At 45.1% G+C, this 15,421-nt stretch carries 18 protein-coding genes and 1 riboswitch; all 18 genes read right to left on the bottom strand.

Going from position 1 to position 15,421, the window contains the following annotated elements; all coding sequences use genetic code 11:
- Window positions 1–2: 2 nt before the first annotated feature.
- Entirely contained in the window at window positions 3–446 is a 444-nt protein-coding gene (sufU, locus tag Q3W56_RS06915; RefSeq protein WP_302894965.1) for a Fe-S cluster assembly sulfur transfer protein SufU, read from the bottom strand.
- On the bottom strand, window positions 436–1,656 hold the full coding sequence (gene sufS, locus Q3W56_RS06910; protein ID WP_019715646.1) for a cysteine desulfurase SufS: 1,221 nt from the start codon (window positions 1,654–1,656) through the stop codon (window positions 436–438). The genes sufU and sufS overlap by 11 nt, the downstream gene beginning before the upstream one ends.
- Entirely contained in the window at window positions 1,656–2,969 is a 1,314-nt protein-coding gene (sufD, locus tag Q3W56_RS06905) for a Fe-S cluster assembly protein SufD (protein WP_019715647.1), read from the bottom strand. The genes sufS and sufD overlap by 1 nt, the downstream gene beginning before the upstream one ends.
- Window positions 2,970–2,986: 17 nt before the next feature.
- A complete protein-coding gene (gene sufC / locus Q3W56_RS06900) occupies window positions 2,987–3,772 on the bottom strand; it encodes a Fe-S cluster assembly ATPase SufC (RefSeq protein ID WP_019715648.1) in 786 nt (261 codons plus the stop codon).
- Between the two features lie 193 nt (window positions 3,773–3,965).
- On the bottom strand, window positions 3,966–4,103 hold the full coding sequence (locus Q3W56_RS06895; RefSeq protein ID WP_003228600.1) for a YuzK family famiily protein: 138 nt from the start codon (window positions 4,101–4,103) through the stop codon (window positions 3,966–3,968).
- Between the two features lie 192 nt (window positions 4,104–4,295).
- Window positions 4,296–4,673 (bottom strand): carboxymuconolactone decarboxylase family protein, encoded by a 378-nt coding sequence (locus Q3W56_RS06890; protein ID WP_019715649.1) that lies wholly within the window; start codon window positions 4,671–4,673, stop codon window positions 4,296–4,298.
- A gap of 84 nt (window positions 4,674–4,757) precedes the next feature.
- On the bottom strand, window positions 4,758–5,582 hold the full coding sequence (metQ, locus tag Q3W56_RS06885; protein ID WP_302894964.1) for a methionine ABC transporter substrate-binding lipoprotein MetQ: 825 nt from the start codon (window positions 5,580–5,582) through the stop codon (window positions 4,758–4,760).
- A 13-nt stretch (window positions 5,583–5,595) separates the two neighbouring features.
- The gene (metP, locus tag Q3W56_RS06880) at window positions 5,596–6,264 is read right to left on the bottom strand and encodes a methionine ABC transporter permease MetP (protein ID WP_302894963.1); all 669 of its coding nucleotides are present in this window, start codon (window positions 6,262–6,264) and stop codon (window positions 5,596–5,598) included.
- Window positions 6,257–7,282 carry a methionine ABC transporter ATP-binding protein MetN gene (gene metN / locus Q3W56_RS06875; protein WP_302894962.1) on the bottom strand — a complete coding sequence of 342 codons (1,026 nt, stop codon included), beginning with the start codon at window positions 7,280–7,282 and terminating at the stop codon, window positions 6,257–6,259. The genes metP and metN overlap by 8 nt, the downstream gene beginning before the upstream one ends.
- A gap of 105 nt (window positions 7,283–7,387) precedes the next feature.
- Window positions 7,388–7,494: riboswitch (SAM riboswitch) on the bottom strand.
- Between the two features lie 114 nt (window positions 7,495–7,608).
- The gene (locus Q3W56_RS06870; RefSeq protein ID WP_019715653.1) at window positions 7,609–7,953 is read right to left on the bottom strand and encodes an SCP2 sterol-binding domain-containing protein; all 345 of its coding nucleotides are present in this window, start codon (window positions 7,951–7,953) and stop codon (window positions 7,609–7,611) included.
- A 107-nt stretch (window positions 7,954–8,060) separates the two neighbouring features.
- The gene (locus tag Q3W56_RS06865; RefSeq protein WP_003222787.1) at window positions 8,061–8,381 is read right to left on the bottom strand and encodes a thioredoxin family protein; all 321 of its coding nucleotides are present in this window, start codon (window positions 8,379–8,381) and stop codon (window positions 8,061–8,063) included.
- A gap of 1 nt (window position 8,382) precedes the next feature.
- The gene (locus Q3W56_RS06860; protein WP_368045761.1) at window positions 8,383–8,745 is read right to left on the bottom strand and encodes a toprim domain-containing protein; all 363 of its coding nucleotides are present in this window, start codon (window positions 8,743–8,745) and stop codon (window positions 8,383–8,385) included.
- A gap of 78 nt (window positions 8,746–8,823) precedes the next feature.
- Window positions 8,824–9,060 carry a YusG family protein gene (locus tag Q3W56_RS06855; protein ID WP_019715654.1) on the bottom strand — a complete coding sequence of 79 codons (237 nt, stop codon included), beginning with the start codon at window positions 9,058–9,060 and terminating at the stop codon, window positions 8,824–8,826.
- Between the two features lie 55 nt (window positions 9,061–9,115).
- Complete coding sequence (gcvH, locus tag Q3W56_RS06850) at window positions 9,116–9,499, bottom strand: glycine cleavage system protein GcvH (RefSeq protein ID WP_019715655.1); 384 nt, start codon at window positions 9,497–9,499, stop codon at window positions 9,116–9,118.
- A gap of 66 nt (window positions 9,500–9,565) precedes the next feature.
- Window positions 9,566–9,922, bottom strand: a complete 357-nt coding sequence (locus Q3W56_RS06845) for an arsenate reductase family protein (protein WP_302894957.1) — start codon at window positions 9,920–9,922, stop codon at window positions 9,566–9,568.
- Window positions 9,923–10,031: 109 nt separating this feature from the next.
- Window positions 10,032–11,816, bottom strand: coding sequence for an acyl-CoA dehydrogenase FadE (fadE, locus tag Q3W56_RS06840; protein ID WP_302894956.1), 1,785 nt, complete (start codon window positions 11,814–11,816; stop codon window positions 10,032–10,034).
- A gap of 14 nt (window positions 11,817–11,830) precedes the next feature.
- A complete protein-coding gene (locus Q3W56_RS06835) occupies window positions 11,831–13,006 on the bottom strand; it encodes an acetyl-CoA C-acetyltransferase (RefSeq protein WP_302894954.1) in 1,176 nt (391 codons plus the stop codon).
- 10 nt (window positions 13,007–13,016) lie between these two features.
- Window positions 13,017–15,386, bottom strand: a complete 2,370-nt coding sequence (locus Q3W56_RS06830; RefSeq protein ID WP_302894952.1) for a 3-hydroxyacyl-CoA dehydrogenase/enoyl-CoA hydratase family protein — start codon at window positions 15,384–15,386, stop codon at window positions 13,017–13,019.
- Window positions 15,387–15,421 lie beyond the last annotated feature (35 nt).

Genomic DNA, 15,421 nt, shown 5'->3' with positions numbered 1-15,421 from the left:
TTTTAATTGCCGCCTTCTTCTTTTGCGACTCCTTTTTCAAGTGCTTTCCATGACAGGGTTGCACATTTAATACGAGCCGGGAATTTTGAAACGCCTTGAAGGGCTTCGATGTCCCCGAGATCTATAGAATCATCATATTCATTCCCTTGCATCATATCCGAGAAAATCTTAGACATGGAAAGGGCTGTTTCAATATCTTTCCCTTTAATCGCCTGAGTCATCATCGAAGCGGATGCCATTGAAATGGAACAGCCTTCCCCTTCAAATTTCGCATCTTCCACGATGTCTCCATCAAGCTTCATTGTCAGTCTGATTCGGTCACCGCATGTCGGATTGTTCATATCCACGACAATGCTGTCATTCAAAACCCCTCTGTTGCGCGGGTTTTTGTAATGATCCATAATCACCTGTCTGTACAATGTATCTAAGTTTGCATTAAAAGACATTTGTAAAATACTCCTTTGTCTTTTGAAGAGCTTCCACAAGCTTATCAATCTCTTCCTCTGTATTATACAGATAAAAGCTTGCTCTTGCAGTAGCAGTTACATCCAGCCATTTCATCAACGGCTGCGCGCAATGATGGCCGGCTCTCACAGCGATCCCTTCCGCATCAAGTACGGTTGCCACATCGTGAGGATGAACATCATCAAGATTGAATGTGACAAGTCCGGCACGCTCTTCCGGTCCATAAACTGTTACGCCGTCCAGCTGGCTGAAGCGTTCAAGTGCATATGTTGCAAGTTTGTGCTCATGGCGGGAGATTTCATCAAGACCGATTTCTTCGAGAAAATCAATTGCGGCACCGAGACCAATTGCTCCTGCAATAATCGGCGTACCCGCTTCGAATTTCCAAGGAAGCTCTTTCCAAGTTGATTCATAAAGCCCGACAAAGTCGATCATTTCACCGCCGAATTCGGCAGGCTCCATGTTTTCCAGCAGGGCTTTCTTTCCGTACAGCACACCAATTCCGGTAGGGCCGCACATTTTATGGGAAGAAAGCGCAAAGAAGTCGCAATCGAGATCCTGCACGTCAATTTTCATGTGAGGCGTGCTTTGTGCACCGTCCACCACAATAACAGCCCCATTGTCATGAGCGATTTTCGCCATGTCTTTAATCGGGTTGATCGTGCCAAGGACATTAGATACATGAGACACTGCAACAATTTTTGTGTTGCTTGTGACCGTTTCTCTAACGTCTTCTAAAGAAATCGTTCCGTCTTCCTGCAGCGGAATATATTTTAATGTGGCGCCAGTCGCTTTGACAGCCTGCTGCCACGGAATGATATTCGCATGATGCTCCATGTAGGTGATAACCACTTCATCACCCGGTTTCAGGTTGGCGCGCGCATAGCTTAACGCCACCATATTCAGTGATGTGGTTGTGCCTTTTGTGAAAATAATCTCAGCCATTGACTTTGCGTTAATAAACTTGCGGACTTTTTCACGCGCACCTTCATAACCGTCTGTCGCTCTGGTTCCAAGTGTATGGACGCCCCGGTGAACATTGGAATTGTATTGGTTATAATACTTATCCAATGTTTCAATAACAGCACGCGGCTTCTGAGAAGTCGCCGCGCTGTCGAGATAAACGAGATCATGTCCGTTCACTTGCTGATGAAGGATCGGGAACTGTTCACGAATATCTGTGATATTCATTACTTCACTTTCCTTTCGATAACAGAAACCAATTGTTTCTTAACGCCTTCAATCGGAAGTTCGTTTACTACCGGCGCAAGGAATCCGTAGATGACTAAGCGTTCTGCTTCTTCTTTCGCAATTCCGCGGCTCATCAGGTAGTAAAGCTGAATCGGATCCACACGGCCGACAGATGCCGCATGTCCTGCAGTTACATCGTCTTCGTCAATTAATAGAATAGGGTTTGCATCTCCGCGTGCTTTTTCACTAAGCATCAGCACACGTGATTCTTGTTCCGCATTCGCTTTAGAAGCCCCATGTTCGATTTTGCCGATTCCGTTAAAGATAGAAGAAGCGGAATCCTTCATCACACCGTGCTTCAAGATATATCCTTCTGAAGCTTTACCGAAATGGATGATTTGTGTTGTGAAGTTCTCTGTTTGCTCTCCTCTTCCGACAACAACTGTTTTCGTATCGCCGTATGTGCCGTCACCATAGAGGTTTGTTGTGTTTTCGGAAATCGTGTCGCCATCGTTCATCAGGCCGAGTGCCCACTCGATTTTGCTGTCGCGTCCGCGAGCAGCACCGCGGCGGTTAACATATGTTGTCACACCGCTAGACAGATTATCCACCGCACCGTATGTCACGCTGGCATTATCACCTGTGATGACCTCACTGATAATATTGAAGACAGCGTCTTTCGGGTTTACAGTGCTGATGTAGTTTTCTACATACGTTACAGAACTGTGGTCTTCGGCCACAATCAGTACGTGGTTGAAGAGAGCCGTATCATTGCTTTCGTGGACATAAACAGCCTGAACCGGCGTCTCCACCTGAACATTTTTCGGAACATAAAGGAATGCTCCTCCGTTAACAAGAGCCGCGTGAAGTGCAGTTAATTTGTGCTCGTCAACCTTCACGCCGTCCTTCATAAAGTATTTCTCCACCAAGTCGCTGTGCTCGCGTGCGGCAGTCAGAATATCAGTGAAGATGACGCCTTTGTCTTTCAATTCTTGAGAAAGAGAAAGATATGCCGGCGTCTGGTCACGCTGTACGTATAATGTTTTATCTTCGTTTTCAACATCGATCAGCGCTTTTGCTTCATCAGTTAAATCTTCCAATGAAGAAAGCGGTTCGTTATCAACTGTATGCTTCGAGAAATTCGTGAAGTTCCAGTTTGTGATTTTTGTTTTATCAGGCTTCGGCATCGGCAGATCCTCAGCTTGTTCAAGAGCCTGTAAGCGCAGGTCTTTCAGCCAGGCAGGTTCTTGATGCTTTTCGGAAAAGCTTTTGAGATACTCCTGATCTACGGATAGTTTTGTACCTAGTGTCATGTTAATCCCCCTAACGCTTACGCTTCTTGGTCTACAGTTTCGTCTTCAATGCCAAGTTCTTGTTTGATCCAGTCATAGCCTTCTGCTTCAAGACGCTGTGCAAGCTCTGCACCGCCGGATTTTACAACGCGGCCTTGCATCATAACGTGAACAACATCTGGAGTGATGTAGTTTAACAGGCGCTGATAGTGAGTGATCATCAGGCAGCCGAAGTTTTCGCTGCGCATTTTGTTGATTCCTTTAGATACAACTTTCAGTGCATCAATATCAAGGCCTGAGTCGATTTCATCAAGGATGGCGATTTTCGGTTCAATCATCATTAATTGAAGGATCTCGTTGCGTTTTTTCTCCCCGCCTGAGAAACCTTCGTTAAGGTAGCGCTGAGCCATTTCAGGGTCCATTTCAAGGAACTCCATGTTTTCGTCCATTTTGCGGATGAATTTCATAAGAGAAATTTCATCGCCTTCTTCTCTGCGCGAGTTGATTGCTGAGCGAAGGAAGTCAGCATTTGTCACACCGCTGATTTCACTTGGGTACTGCATCGCAAGGAATAAACCTGCCTGCGCCCGCTCGTCCACTTCCATCTCCAGTACATCTTTGCCGTCAAGCGTGATGCTGCCTTTTGTTACTTCATATTTAGGATGCCCCATAATCGCAGCTGATAAAGTGGATTTACCAGTTCCGTTCGGCCCCATTACAGCGTGGAACTCTCCGCCTTTTATTTCAAGGTTTACACCCTTTAAGATCTCTTTCCCTTCGATTTCAACGTGAAGATCTTTGATCGTTAATGTTGAAGCAGCCATATCTATACCTCCAAAAATATATAATCATTATTCTCATTTTATTCTCATTCTAATTTTATAACAAATGAAAAGTAAATACAACTTTTTATCGTGCCTCGCACATTCATCAAGTTTAACAAAGATCAGCACTTTATTAAAGCGATTGAAAAAGAAAAAGAGTGGATTCCCACCCTTTTTTAAAAGATTGATTTTCTCAATAAGCTCCCGCAGAAATCCGCTTGCTCTTTTCATAATCAAGCTCTCTCTGCCGCTCTACTTTCATTCTTGTTTCCAGCCGGCGTCCGTATTCCTCGTATCCAATTCCATGAGACAGCTGCATCGCTTTTTCCATTTCTGACGTATAATCGAGGTCCAGTCTATCCTGGCTGCTACAAATAATGAATCAATCCTTTCATATATTTGCTTCTATTGTATCAGCGCTGCAGGTGATGCCGCAAAAAGGATATGGCTTGAAATAACGGCACATGAGACGAAAGCATCCTTTTAGATCAAATGAGTATGGTTTTTCGGAATATTCCTTCTCTTAATGCGTGGTGCTTCCGAATTCCTCTATGCACTGCTGGACGACTGTCACGCCTTGGCTAAGAGCCGCGCCGCCTCCAAATGCCGCTGCCACACTAACGGCTTCGAGAATGTTTTCTTCTGTCGCTCCCTCATCAAGACAGCCTTTTGTGTGATAGATCATGCAATATTCATCCTGGGCATTGATGGCGATTCCGAGGGCGATCAGCTGTTTTTCTCTTTCAGTCAGAGAATTGCCGGCAAAGCATTGTTCAGTAAACTCGTTAAACTTTCTTCCCATCAGCGGCATTTTTTGTTCAAATGTGCCTAAACCTAATTTATATTGTTTTAGCGCGTCCTGCATGCTTCCTCTGTCTTGATTCAAAGAAAATCCCTCCATCTGTTTAACATTCCTTTTTATTATGAACAGCTTTTAGGAAAATACCCGAAAAAAACCCCGGATTTCTCATCCGGGGTTTCAGTCTTATTCAGATACAGGAAGCACAGCTCCGTCATATTTTTTCTCGATGAAGTCTTTGATCTCTTTAGAATGAAGAACTTCCATCAGCGCTTTGATTTTTGCAGAATCTTCTTCGCCTTTTCTTACCGCAATGATGTTAGCGTATGGGTTGTTTTTCGTGGATTCTACTTCAATCGCGTCTTTTTTAGGATTTAATTTATTTTGGATCGCATAGTTTACATTAATGAAGACCGCGTCTCCTTCTTTGTTATCATATGCTTTTGCCGTTAATTCAGGCGCTACTTTCTTGAATTCAAGGTTTTTCGGGTTTTTCTTAATGTCTTTCAATGTTGCGTCAACTGTTTCCACTTTAGAATCAAGTGTGATTAATCCTGCGTTTTCAAGCAGTGCAAGCATACGGCCTTGTTCAGCGACGTTGTTTGTCAGGATAATTGTCGCACCGTTTGGAAGGTCCTTCAGTGATTTGTATTTTTTAGAGTAAATACCGAATGGCTCTAAGTGAACAGCTCCGGCATTCACAAGTTTGTAATCAGTGTTTTCTTTCATTTCTTGCTCAAGGTAAGGAATGTGCTGGAAGAAGTTCGCATCCACTTCTTTATCAGCTAAAGCTTTGTTGTACATCTTGTAATCACTAAGCACTTTCACTTTCAGCGTGTAGCCTTTTTCTTTTAACAATGGTTCAGCTTCTTTTAAAATTTCCGCGTGCGGTGTTTTTGTCGCTGCAACCACAATTTCTTTCTTGCCGGATTCAGCGCCGTTATTTGAACCGCAGGCAGCCATAACCCCTGCAAATACAAGCAGTAATGCACCAAAAAATAGCTTTTTCAATGTAAATCCTCCCTTATCGTTTGTCTATCATATTTGTGATTACATCACCAATGATTTGAATAATAAAGACGATGATTAAAATAAACACAGTGGCAACGAAGGTAACATCAGCATTATTAGACTGATATCCTTCTACGTACGCAAGGTTTCCAAGGCCGCCTGAACCGATGGCTCCGGCAATTGCCGTTGAGCCAATCAAAGCAATGGCCGTAACCGTGATACCAGAAATAAGAGCCGGCATAGACTCCGGAAGCAGGACTTTAAAAATAATCGTAGACGTCTTAGCGCCCATTGATTTAGCGGCTTCAATCACACCTTTATCCACCTCGCGCAATGCGATTTCTGCAAGACGCGCGTAAAACGGTGCCGAGCCGATCACCAGCGCCGGCAATGCGGCGTTTGGCCCTAAGATCGTACCGACTAAGAACTTCGTAAACCCTAACAGCAAAATAATTAAAATAAGGAATGGAATCGATCTGAATACGTTGACAACGGCCGCAATCACAGAGTTGACCGCTTTATTTTGCCAAAGGCTCCCTTTGCTTGTCAGGAAGAGCAGCAAGCCGAGGATCACCCCGATGACAAAAGCAAACAGTAAAGAAATCAGCGTCATATAAAGTGTTTCATATGTCGCGTTCCATAACTCAGTTAAATCAACGTTCGGGAAGTATTTTTCAAACATTCGTGATCACCTCTGCTTTTACCTGTTTGTCATTAATGAACCGGATCACGTTTTGCACTTCTTCCTCGTCTCCATCAATATGGATGAACAGGGAACCGTAAGCGCCATCCTTCGTCTGCGAGATTTTCCCTTGCAGAATATTGACGCTAACATTGAAGTTTCTGATCATCTCTGTAATCAGAGGCTGTTCAGCCGAATCACCGACAAATGTGAGCTGTACCGTTTTTCCTGATGCTGTTTCATCTAGAAGGTGCTGAAGCGTTTCTTTCGTTTCTTCCGGCTCTGTCACCTGCTGAACAAATCGTTTTGTCATGTCTTCCTTCGGATTTTTGAAGACATCAAGAACTTCGCCTTCTTCCACAACCTTTCCGTTTTCCATGACAGCGACTCTGTTGCAGATTTTGCGGATGACGTGCATTTCGTGTGTGATCAGCACAATCGTCAAACCGAGTCTTTCATTAATATCGGACAAAAGATCCAAGATTGAGTCTGTTGTTTGCGGATCTAAAGCTGATGTCGCTTCATCACAAAGGAGAACCTTCGGATTGTTGGCAAGCGCTCTGGCGATTCCGACACGTTGCTTTTGCCCGCCGCTCAGCTGAGACGGGTAAGATCTCTCTTTTCCTTCTAAACCTACCAGTTTAATCAGTTCATTGGCACGCTTGATCCGCTCGCTTTTTTTCACCCCGGCAATTTCTAAAGGAAACATGATGTTATCTCTGACAGTTCGCGACCAGAGCAAATTGAAGTGCTGGAAAATCATACTGATGTCATGGCGCGCTTTTCTTAAATCGCGTCCGTTTACTTCATTAATCTTCGTTCCCGCCACTTCCACGGTGCCTGAGGTTGGTTTCTCAAGTCCGTTCAGCAGACGGATTAAGGAACTTTTACCAGCTCCGCTATATCCTATAATTCCAAAAATCTCACCTTTTTTAATAGAAAGCGAGACATTTTGGACAGCATTGACATCTCCGTGTTTCGACTTATAAACTTTTGAAACATCTTGAAGATTGATCAAAGCAATCACCTGCCTTAACACTATTCTAAGAAATCTTCCGGGTTTTTCTGCAAAAGAAAAGCCTTTCTGCACACTTGAGCAGAAAGGCTTATATAAAATGCCTTCCTCTCATCTTTCAAAGCAGACCGCTTCGTGTGAATTGGCACCATTTCAACAGCGTTGATGGTTGCCGGGCTTCATAGGGCACTTCCCTCCACCTCTCTTGATAAGAGAAATATATAGTCTTTTTCGTCCGGAAATTCTTAATGTAGAATAGCATGGCGCATGATTACATGTCAATAAAATAAATGATGTCAACTTTTACTATTATAATAATTTCTTATTTTTTAATTCTTTAAAATTCTCTGGAAAAATCCGTTTGTCAGCCAGAGAATGGCTTCTAGTTTTAACAGGGCTCTGAATGACCCCTTCACTTTCAGGCTTCCGCTCTGAATCAGGTATTGAAGGGAAATGTCTCCGTGCAATAAATGAATGATTTCTGCTTGGTTTCCGTAAAAGGTCAGGTTGGACGTTTGGGGCGAAGAAATTTTTTTCATTTCTCCCTGTTCGTTTATTGAGACGGTTAAGGCTTCTGTTTCTCCTTGGAAGGTAATAAGCAATGTTGAAGCGTTCAAAAGGGGTTTTAAAAACAGATGCTGATACTCATCTTCTAAAACTTCCGCTTTCTCCATATGTACAACCTCCTATTTGTTGGTCATACATACACATTTCTCTTTTTGGCGCACGAACCCCTTTATAAAACGAACGACAATTTCATTGGATTGGACAGAGAAATATGTCATAAATGGGATGCGGAAGATGATTTTTGTTTAATCAGCTCATATAAATAAGAAACAGAATGAAAAGCATATCCTCTTTCAACCACTTTTCCGCCTTTAAACAGCAGAAAACAAGGAACGCTTTCAATTTGATACGCTTTTGCGAATGTCGGAGAGTAATTGACATTGTTTTTATAGAAGGCGACATCAGGCAGCATTTCTTTCACCACTGTCAGCATTTTGCTTGCAAGCTGGCAGGTGCCGCAAAACGGAGTATATAAATAAAGGAGATACACATCATCAGCAATGTGCTCAAGCTCATGTTCTTGGAGTTCTTTCATGCTATACACCTCGGGATTTTCTTTCAAGAAAAATAGTATGGACATTTAAATTCGCGCGCAGCAATACAGAGGCGACATGGTGCCTGGGCGCAGACGCTACTTCCTTATAGGCTCTGTCGATATATAGATGGCAGGCTTCGTTAAATTCTCTTTTCAGCTGTTTTCTTAATTTCTCGCCTGATTCATCAGCATCAACTAATATATAGACGTCTTTATCGTAAAGCTCGTCAGCCAATTCCTCAAGCTTCAGCTGGCTGATTGTTCCGTTGGTGCAGATAATGCGCACTGGTTCATTCAGGACGCTTTCAATTTTCTCTTTATCTGTTTTCCCTTCGACAATCATAACCTTTTCCAGCTCATCCATCTTCATCTTCTTCACCTGCCGCGTCATAATTTGAAACGTTCAGATTGTAAAAGAAGGCAGTGAAATTCACCGCCAACATTAACACCAGCCGTTTTCGTAGTCACAATCCACGTATTTTTCGTCGTTTCCTGAGACCACATCAGCTGTCTTATAAAATTTCTCATTTTCAAAGGAATAACCGGACTTAAGCTCATATTCATTCATGCTTATCATTTGGCCGATCATCTCATTTTCATGATATAACGAGAGCCGGCCATTTTGAAAGCGGCCTGTCACATCATTGGTGACATCGAGCTTTTGTTTGCTGAAAGCCATATTGGACACCTCCCATAACGTTAGCGTGTCCAATTGCCTTTGCAGCTATCCTGTTTTAGTCTTCTTGTGTCATCTCTTCGTACTGCTCTGGTGTCATCAGTTTTTCAATTTCAGAAGCGTCAGACGGCTCCACGACGATCATCCATGCTTTTTCGTACGGAGATTCATTGACGAATTCCGGACTGTCATCAAGATCTTCGTTTACTTCCACAACAGTTCCGTTAATCGGTGCATAAAGCTCAGATACCGTTTTAACGGATTCAACGCTGCCGAATGGCTCGTCCGCTTTGATTTCAGCGCCAACTTCAGGAAGTTCGACAAACACGATGTCGCCTAGCTCAGACTGGGCAAAATGCGTAATTCCGATTCTGGCTTTTTCTCCTTCAACTTTTACCCACTCGTGTTCTCCTGAGTAACGCAAATCTTTAGGTATGCTCAATTGAATCCCTCCATTTTTTACAGCACTACAATAAGAAGATAACATACTTTTCAAAAAAAAATTACATTAAGCCCAGTTTTCTTCAAATTGGTCTTCTTTAAATCCGACTGTCACTTTTTCGCCGTCTGTTGTAAGCGGGCGTTTAATCAGCATACCGTCTGAAGCCAGCAGTTCAAGCTGCTCGTCCTCCGACATGTGATACAGCTTTTCCTTGAGATTCAGCTCGCGGTATTTCATGCCGCTCGTGTTGAAAAATTTCTTGAGATCCAGCCCGCTTTTTTCATAAAGCGCTTTGAGTTCTTCTTTAGTTGGAGGCTGCTCTGCAATATGTATTTCGTTTATTTCTTTCCCATGCTCTTCAAGCCATTTCTTTGCTTTGCGGCACGTTCCGCATTTAGGGTACCAGTAAAAAGTTAACGACATCTTCTTCCCCCTCAATAAAATAATCGAGGTTATTTTAACACAGTTTGTTTTAAAAACCTAAAACAGTGCTTTTTAAAAAAAGCTCCGCGCATGCGGAGCTCTCAGGCAATCAGACAATATATTTTTCAGCCTCAAAAACGCCCGCTGCCGCTTCGCGTTTTTTCTGAATGACGTTTTTAGGTGTGACACGCGTGAGCTTGCGCAGAGCGGAAAGCATCATGCGAAGCGAATCTCCTTCTTCCATTGCGATGAGGGATTCCTTCGCGTGCGCTTCAATTTCGTTAAAGGCTTCTTGAACGAAAATTTCAGTATACAGCACCTTTTGCGCCGCTTTTTCTGCGCCTTGCGCGGCAATGGCCTTTTCCGTTCTGAGCACGGCTGATTCCATTGCGTACACATTGCTGACGATATCCGCGACGTTGACGAGGATTTCTTGTTCGCGATCGATGGCTTTTCCGTATTTTTGCGCAGCGAGACCGGCAGCGAACAGCGCGATTTTTTTGGCTTGCTTGACGATATATTTCTCCTGCTCTAATACGCCGCTGCCAGGCTCTTCTGGCATAAGCATCATGAGTTCTTCCTGCAGCGACTGTGCTTTTTCAAATAGAGGCAGTTCGCCTTTGAGCGCTTTTTTCAGAAAGGTGCTTGGCACGATTAACCGGTTGATTTCGTTTGTGCCTTCAAATATTCGATTGATCCTTGAATCCCTGTAGGCTCTTTCTACTTCGTACTCCTGCATAAAACCGTAGCCTCCATGAATCTGCACGCCCTCATCTACGATATAATCAAGCGTTTCAGAGCCAAAGACCTTATTGAGAGAGCATTCGATGGCATATTCGGCAATTGACTTGGCAATTTGCCGGCCGTCCTTAAGATCTTCGGCAGTAAACTGGCTCATATTGTCTTCAAACAGCCCAACAGTTCTGTACACAGAGCTTTCCATCGCGTACAGCCTTGATGCCATTGTCGCAATTTTTTCCTGGGTCAGCGAAAAGCTAGCAATCGGGGTTTTAAATTGGCGACGCTGATTTGCGTATGCCGCAGACAGCTCGATTACCCGTTTAGATGCACCGATTGTTCCAACCGCCAGCTTGTAGCGGCCGATGTTTAAAATATTAAAGGCGATATGATGCCCTTTGCCGATTTCTCCAAGCAGGTTTTCTTTTGGCACTTCAGCCTGGTCTAAAATGAGCGTTCTTGTCGATGATCCTTTGATTCCCATTTTCTTTTCTTCCGGACCCGTGGATACACCAGGGAAATCTTTTTCTACAATAAAAGCCGAGAACTTGTCGCCATCCACTTTCGCGTAAACGACAAATACATCAGCAAAGGCAGAGTTGGTAATCCACTGTTTTTCCCCGGTTAACACGTAATGCGTTCCTGCTTCATTTAGCACGGCTGTTGTTTTTGCCCCAAGCGCATCAGAGCCAGAGCCAGGCTCAGTCAGTGCATAGGCAGCGATCTTTTCGCCTGAAGCGAGTCCCGGCAAATATGTTTTCTTTTGTTCTTCTGATCCGAAAAAAACGATCGGTAAGGAGCCAATGCCGACATGCGCCCCATAAGAAAGTGAAAAGCTTCCCGCAAGCGAAAATTTCTCAGTGATGAGTGCCGAGCTGATTTTATCAAGGCCTAGCCCTCCGTATTCCTCAGGCACATCAGCGCCAAGCAGCCCAAGGTCGCCTGCTTTCTTCAACAGCCTGACGGAATGCTCGAATTGATGGTTTTCGATAGCATCTATATGAGGAAGAACATCCTGCTCAATGTAGTCCTCTGTTGTTTTCGCGATCATTTTATGCTCGTCAGTGAAATCCTCCGGTGTATACATTTGATCGCATGTGACATCCTCGATTAAGAAACCGCCGCCCTTTTGTACTTCAGCCGTTTTTTTTGCCATTTGTTTTTCCCCCTTTAGCATAATTCAAATACACCGGCCGCTCCCATCCCGCCGCCGATACACATTGTGACGACTCCAAATTGCTCGTTTCTCCGTTTCATTTCATGAATCAGTGAGAGTGTAAGCTTTGTACCCGTACAACCAAGCGGATGACCAAGCGCAATTGCGCCCCCGTTGACATTCACTTTTTCTTCATCAATTCCCAGTTCCCTTATCACTTGAATGGCCTGTGATGCAAAAGCTTCGTTCAGTTCAAACAAGCCGATGTCCTGCAATTGTAGCCCGGCAAGCTTCAAGGCACGCGGAATGGCTTCCACCGGTCCGATGCCCATCACTTCCGGCGGCACACCGCCTACTGCAAAGGAGCGGAATTTCACAAGCGGCGCCAAGCCCAGTGCATCAGCTTTTTCCCGGTCCATCAGCATAACTGCCGCCGCTCCGTCACTCGTCTGCGAGGAATTGCCCGCCGTAACCGTTCCGTCAATGGAAAAAGCCGGGCGCAATGTCGCTAAGATGTCTGTCGTCGTTTGCGGACGCACACCTTCATCCTGAGAAAACACAAACGTTTTTTCCTGAGGCTTATGGTTTTCTCCGATTTCTGTCACGGTCACTTCAACTGGAACAATCTCATCTTTAAACTTTCCCTCTGCAAGGGCTTTGGCCGCGTTCTGGTGGCTGCGAACGGCAAACGCATCCTGATCCTCGCGGGAGACACCGAATTTTTTCGCGACCTGCTCGGCCGTGTGGCCCATGCTCATATAATATTCCGGCGCCTTTTCCGCCAATGCGAGGTTCGGACGGGTCACATGCCCCATCATGGGAACCTGCGACATGGATTCTGCTCCGCCGGCGACCGCTGTATCGTAGGCGCCGAGCATAATTTTTTCTGCCGCATATGCGATGGACTGAAGGCCTGAAGAGCAGTAGCGATTGACTGTAATTGCCGGAACCGTATACGGAAGTCCCGCAAGCGCGCCAATATTTCTCGCCATATTTAGTCCCTGTTCCGCTTCAGGTGTTGCACAGCCGATAATCAAATCGTCAATATTGCCTTCGTAGCCGCCTGCCTGTTTCAGTGTTTCTTTTACACAAATCGCTCCCAAATCATCCGGACGAACGGTGGCCAGTGATCCTTTTTTTGCTTTCCCAACCGGAGTTCTTGCACCTGATACAATGACTGCCTCTTTCATAAGCTCCCTCCTAATTCCGTAAAGGTTTACCTTTCACAAGCATGTGCTGCATTCTCGCTTGAGATTTCGCCTCTCCTGCCAAACTCAAAAACGCTTCTCTCTCGATCTCTAATAAATACGCTTCATCGACTTCTGTACCGAACGGCACTTTTCCGCCGGCAATAACATAAGCAAGTTTTTTCGCGATCTTGAAATCATGCTCTGATATATAGCCGGACAGTTTCATTTGCTCAGCGCCAAGCAAGAGTGCCGCATAACCGGTTTCTCCCGCCACCTTGACCTTTTCTTTTACAGGCGGCCGCCAGCCGGTATCGTATAAAGATGCAGCCAGCTGCTTTGCATCGTACAGCAGGTGTTCCTGATTCACGCTAATGTGATCCGTTTCTTTTAAGATGTTCATCTCACGAGCCTCTTGGGCGGAAGTGGACACTTTCGCCATTGCAATCGTTTCAAATGTTTTTATTGCGGCATTCATTGGATCAAGACCGCGGCGAAGATGGTTGATGTACAGCTCTTTGTTTCCTCCTCCGCCAGGGATGAGGCCGACGCCGGACTCCACAAGCCCCATATAGGCTTCGCTTGCTGCTTGAATACGCGCCGCCGGCAGGCACACTTCCGTTCCGCCGCCGAGCGTCATTCCAAACGGTGCGGCGACAACCGGTTTCGCGCTGTATTTGATGTTCATCATCGTCTCTTGAAAGCGACGTATCACGAAATCCACTTCCAGAAAATTATCATCTTGGACTTCCATTAAGATCATGGCGAGATTTGCGCCGACGCAGAAATTTTTTCCTTGGTTGCCGATGACAAGGCCTTTGTAGTTCCGCTCTGTTTCTTCTAACGCTTTGTTGATCATTTGAATGATATCGAGGCCGATCGCATTGCTTTTCGAATGGAATTCCAGAAGGGCCACATCATCTCCAATGTCAATCAAGCTAGCTCCGCTGTTTTTCGCAATCACGCCGTTTGTTTCCTTGATCGCTTGTAAATGAATCCGTTTTTTGTTTTCTTTCACGGCTCTGTATTCGCCGCGGTCATAATAAAATACCGTTCCGTTCTCTTTGATGTAGAAGGTTTCATTTCCTTTGTCCAGCATGTCTTTGATCCAGCCAGGAATATCTGCTCCAAGCTGCTTAAACTTTTCTGCCGACTGCCTGAGACCGATCGCATCCCACATTTCAAACGGGCCCAGCTCCCACCCGAATCCCCACTTCATGGCTTGGTCAATCGCATGAATATCATCGGCAATCTCACCAAGCAGTTCGGCTGAGTAAAGCAGGGTTTGCGATGTGATATTCCACAGCAATCTGCCGGCTCTGTCCTCCGAATAAATAAGCGCTTTCATTTTCGCTTTTGTCCCTTTTGCCTGTTTTGCCGCTTCAAGTGCCGGTGATTTCATTTTTGTCCGCTCGCCGTAAGTAAGCGTCACTGGATCAAGCTCATAAATCGTTTTTCCTTCTTTTTTATAAAAGCCTTGGCCTGCCTTGCTTCCAATCCATCCTTTTTCCAGCATATCGTTCATGAAAACTGGCAGGCGGAACACTTCTTTCTCGTCTCCATCCGCTTTGTCATACACATTTTGGGCGACGTGGGCAAATGTATCGAGTCCGACAACATCAAGCGTTCTGAAGGTCGCGCTTTTCGGTCTGCCAATGAGCGGGCCCGTGATCGAATCGACTTCCCCGACCTGATAACCGTCTTTCAGCATTTCTTGGACTGTGACGAGAAGCCCATATGTTCCGATGCGATTTGCGATAAAGTTCGGTGTGTCCTTTGCTGTAACAACGCCTTTGCCGAGGACATTTTCACCGAAGGCTGTCATAAACTTTAATATATCAGGGGCCGTTTCCTTAATCGGAATGATCTCCAGCAGCTTTAAATAGCGGGCGGGATTAAAAAAGTGCGTTCCAAGAAAATGGGCTTTAAAATCATCCGACCGGCCTTCTGCCATTTCCTGCACTGATATGCCGGAGGTGTTGCTTGAGACAATGCTTCCAGGCTTCCGGTGTTCATCCACAAGTGCGAAAATTTGCTTTTTAACTTCAAGGTTTTCGACAACGACTTCAATAATCCAATCTGCTTCTTTGAGCTTTGTGGCATCATCCTCCAGATTGCCTGATGTGATATAGGAGGTATTTTTTGCTGATGTGAGGGGAGCGGGCTTTTGCTTCAGCAGTTTTTTCACCGCCTGCCGGCTCAGCCTGCTGCGCACCTCCGGACTGTCCTTCGTCAGCCCTCTTTTTTCCTCTTCCTTTGTCAAATCGTTCGGCACAATATCAAGCAGCAGAACAGGAATTCCGATGTTAGCCAAATGCGCCGCAATCCCGGAACCCATGACCCCCGATCCTATAACGGCTGCCTTCCGAATGTGTTTGTGCATGAGATATCCCCCTTGAACATTGAATGAATAGTCAT

This window comes from Bacillus sp. C28GYM-DRY-1, from assembly GCF_030519405.1.
GTDB lineage: Bacteria > Bacillota > Bacilli > Bacillales > Bacillaceae > Bacillus > Bacillus spizizenii_A.
Note: the sequence above shows the minus strand (reverse complement) of the source record. Positions and strands in the feature narration are given on the sequence as shown.